Source organism: Neobacillus sedimentimangrovi (assembly GCF_010614825.1).
Lineage (GTDB): Bacteria > Bacillota > Bacilli > Bacillales > Cytobacillaceae > Neobacillus > Neobacillus thermocopriae.
The window spans coordinates 1-4,071 of record NZ_JAAFZF010000089.1 but is presented as its reverse complement, the minus strand read 5'-3'; the positions used below and the strand labels follow the sequence as shown (position 1 = coordinate 4,071).

At 37.3% G+C, this 4,071-nt stretch carries 4 protein-coding genes and 1 pseudogene; 3 read left to right on the top strand and 2 right to left on the bottom strand.

Annotated elements, in window-relative coordinates:
- Nucleotides 1–879: reverse transcriptase domain-containing protein (locus GZA11_RS16125; RefSeq protein ID WP_163184390.1), on the top strand; the 879-nt coding region annotated here is incomplete at its 5' end.
- Between the two features lie 74 nt (nt 880–953).
- Here GZA11_RS16125 and GZA11_RS16120 read toward each other — a convergent pair.
- Both GZA11_RS16120 and GZA11_RS16115 read right to left on the bottom strand, forming a co-directional pair.
- Nucleotides 954–2,210 (bottom strand): DUF445 domain-containing protein, encoded by a 1,257-nt coding sequence (locus tag GZA11_RS16120; RefSeq protein WP_163184389.1) that lies wholly within the window; start codon nt 2,208–2,210, stop codon nt 954–956.
- 164 nt (nt 2,211–2,374) lie between these two features.
- Nucleotides 2,375–2,677 (bottom strand): HesB/YadR/YfhF family protein, encoded by a 303-nt coding sequence (locus tag GZA11_RS16115; protein WP_038540136.1) that lies wholly within the window; start codon nt 2,675–2,677, stop codon nt 2,375–2,377.
- A 259-nt stretch (nt 2,678–2,936) separates the two neighbouring features.
- On the opposite strand from GZA11_RS16115, the gene GZA11_RS16110 reads away from it, so the two are divergent.
- Together GZA11_RS16110 and GZA11_RS16105 are read left to right on the top strand one after the other, a co-directional pair.
- Nucleotides 2,937–3,233 (top strand): hypothetical protein, encoded by a 297-nt coding sequence (locus tag GZA11_RS16110; RefSeq protein WP_038540138.1) that lies wholly within the window; start codon nt 2,937–2,939, stop codon nt 3,231–3,233.
- Nucleotides 3,234–3,828: 595 nt separating this feature from the next.
- Nucleotides 3,829–4,071, top strand: a pseudogene (locus tag GZA11_RS16105) (helix-turn-helix domain-containing protein); the annotation flags it as partial.

Genomic DNA, 4,071 nt, shown 5'->3' with positions numbered 1-4,071 from the left:
GGATATCGTTGGGTAGTCGATATAGACTTAGAGAAATTCTTTGACAAGGTGAATCACGACAAACTGATGGGGATCTTGGCGAAAACGATCAAAGATCGAATTCTACTGAAGTTAATCCGCCGGTATCTTCAATCAGGCGTGATGATCAATGGAGTAGTAATGGAAACGGACATGGGAACGCCTCAAGGCGGCCCACTCAGTCCACTTTTATCAAACATCATGCTTCATGAATTGGATAAGGAGCTGGAGAAACGTGGACATAAGTTAGTTCGGTATGCGGATGACTGTAACATCTATGTGAAAACAAAGAAAGCAGGAATTCGTGTCATGAACTCCATTACTAACTTTATTGAGAAGGAGTTAAAACTCAAGGTAAATAAAGAGAAATCGGCGGTTGACCGTCCTTGGAAACGGAAGTTTCTCGGTTTCAGCTTCACATTCAATAAGGCTCCAAAGGTACGGATTGCGAACGAAAGTGTGAAACGTTTGAAGAACAAGATCCGTGAAATTACATCAAGGTCGAAACCGTATCCAATGGAGAAAAGGATTGAGAAACTGAACAAGTATTTAATGGGATGGTGTGGATATTTTGCATTAGCAGACACAAAGAGTATCTTTGAAGATTTGGATGGCTGGATTCGACGAAGACACCGGATGTGTTTATGGAAAAACTGGAAGACCTCAAAGACCAGGATACGCAACCTCATAAAACTAGGAGTTCCTGAATGGAAAGCTTATGAATGGGGGAACAGTCGTAAAGGTTATTGGCGAATCTCAAAAAGTCCCATATTACACAGAACCCTTGGAAACTCCTATTGGAGTAACCAAGGGCTTAAAAGTCTACAGAAACGTTATGAATTCTTGCGTCATTTATCTTGATTGAACAGCCGTATACCGAACGGTACGTACGGTGGTGTGAGAGGTCGGGGGTTAGTCACCCCCTCCTACTCGATTTAGAATAAGGCTTTTATTCCTACTAAGACAAGTCCAATGATAAACCCACAAACAGCTCCGTTGACTCGAATCCATTGCAAGTCTTTACCTACATTTGTTTCAATCATGGTAATTAAGGTTTTCGTATCTAATTTTTCCAGGTTTTCTTCGACGAGTTTGCCAATTTTTGAATGATTTTTATCAACAAAACCGGATATTTGTGACTTAATCCAAACATCAAGTTGCTCTACCTTTTCGGTATTCGTTTGAATTTCAGTAAGTAGATCTTTTAATAAAGGAAGAAAATATTCATCATAGAATACAGGTTCGTCAACAAAAGCTATTGCCCTTTGCTTCAACTGGTCCAAAAACTCAATAATTTTTTCTTCTAGTTCCCATTTTTCAAGTAACTGTGATTTCAATCGGTTAAGTTCTTCATAAATTTTTTCATCGGTCTTTAAACTTTGCAGTTTTTGATGAATATGTAGCATTAGTGTTTTTCTGTTTGGGTTAGAGGGGTCGCGAAAACTATCGACACCTTTTAAAATTAGATTCTGAATAATATCTCCCAATTTTTCCTCATTTACTAGGTTACTGAATGCATTTAAGGCAAACTGCATAAAACCATCTGCTTTGATATTTTCGATCATGTTGACAGCTATCTTCCCAAGCCTGTATTTTGTGTCTTCTTTTCTTGCCCAGTCATCAATTTCTTTAAGGATAAAGTCTAATGTTTTCTCATCATATTTTCTTAAGCTAATTTGGTCAATAAGTATGGGAATATAGTGCTTCATGTCGATTGAGTTAATCTGTGTTTTCAACTCTTTTGCAATAATTGGTGAAAGTTTTTTTGTATCAACTTCATTAATTGCATGTTTCGCAAGTCTGATAATCGTTCTTTTTACTGATTCTGTATGAATTTGCTTTTCAACTACATCAAATAGTTTCTCAGTAAACTGAAATGAGTTAATTTTTTCATGGATACTTTTTTTAGTTAACCAGTCGTTTTCTAACATGGAGATAATTTTGGCAACAATTTTACTGCGATTCTTTGGCAGTAAAGCTGTATGTGGGATAGGGAGTCCCAGCGGATGCCGGAATAAGGCTGTAACGGCAAACCAGTCTGCAAGACCGCCAACCAGTCCAGCTTCAAATCCACCTTGGAGAATTGTTTTCCAAATTGATGAGGGCATTGGTATGATGGCAAGGAAACCGACTGTCATCACAAGAAGTGAGAAGGTTGCCAAATACTTTGTGTTTTTTTTCTCTTTCAACATCATTGTACCCCTTATCTTTTATTAATGACATATAGGTTATTATCTCAATTTTTATTTAAAAAGCAAAAAATATCTAATTAAAAGTAAATAAAAAGAACTTTCTCTTCATATGATTCGAGAAAGTTCTTTTTATAAAATGGGGGAGGGGAGATGTCATAAGGTCATTATGAATTTGGAGTTTCGTTATATGTTACCTGTAATTCATTTTGTAAAGGATTAAATGATAAATGAGTTTCGGTGTCTTCAAAAAACCATAAATCATTTTCTTCGAAATAAAATATGATACCATTAACTTCTTTTGTGAAGGCCGGATTTGTAGGTGATTCGGTGGAAAATGCGAGACTATATCCTTTGTGTTTCTTGCCAAAACCAGCATATTGAGGGTACAAACGAATGTGAAAAGGTTTGGTATAGTCAAATTCCATGGCAAACCAAGAAACAGCTTTTTCATCAATGGTAATTAACATGATCAGCACCAACCTTTTTAGAATGATAGAGAATAGTTCTATAACTGAGATTAATTGATTTGGAATGATTTGCCTGTGATTTTCTTCACTAAAGTCATACTTACAGTAAAGATGTAAAAAATAATTCATTTTTTTCTATTGTTGAAAATGATAGGCATATTAGCTTTTAGGTGAGAGGTAAGAATGTTACTGTTTTTGTAACAACTGCATATTAGAAACGGTGGTATGATAATAGAAACAAAATGAAGGAGTATTGACCATGGAAAGTGAGTTTATAAAGTTAACAGAAAATGTTAATGAAATAAAGGGTTTAATTCGTACATTAAATGAAACTCTTGAGCAAATCGAAAAAAGGCTTTCTAGACTAGAAAAGGTGGACAGTATCGAACACCGAGTAGCTGTGAACCAAATTGACTTGTCCGATATAAAAGAGGTCTTAGAACGAATAGAAAATACTCATAATAACCAAATCCAGCATATTAATCGAAGATTAGACTCCCATCTTGTGAAAATTGCTAGAACAGAAGAGGAACTATTCATGTTAAAGTCTAAATAATGGAGATGAAAGAAAACGATCTTTTTTCATGATATTAAAGTATCTAATCGATTTCGAGAATGGTCTAGCATAAGCATCCTAGCGTCAAGTCGTCAACGTATCTTGATCACTCAACATTGATACGCTCCTCATATTTCCTATATCTCAGTTGGAGGCCAGCACAAGAGGCTACAGCAGCATCATCATCGCACGACCGAAAGAGGTAGCTTTTGGGAGGAGGATATACGCCGCTGAACAGGTCGATTCGCTTTTCTGATAAGATAAGAAAGTATCATTACGACTTCGAGAATTGTCTAGCTCCAGCGCCCTAGCGGCTAGTATCCTTCGGTCTCCGCCCTACGATAAGTCAACATCGATTCGCCTTCGTCTCATCGTGATTCCTTTATCTCAGTTGGAGAAGTACCACAAGGAAGACCCCGGCAGCATCAGCATCGCACGACCGAAAGCGGTAGCTTTTGGGAGGGGATATACGCCGCTAAACAGGTCGCTTCGCTTTTCGAATAAAAAAAAGACCAGGTTTGTTGATATGATCCCCTTATAGTAGACAGAAAAAAGAAAGCACATGAATCTGTCTACTATGGAGGGGATTTTTTCTATGGGGAAAATACGAAAAACATATGATGTAAAGTTTAAAAAGAAAGCTGTGGATCTATATAAAAAAGAGGGCATGGGCTACAAATCGGTGGCTAAAGAGTGATCATACCATGGTATGTCGATGGGTAGAACACTATGACAAAGAAGGAATGAAAGGTCTGGAGGAAAAACGCGGGAAGGCAAAAGGACCAGGTAAAGGAAGACCGAGAACTCGTCCAGAAGATCCTGAAACGAAAATCAAGCG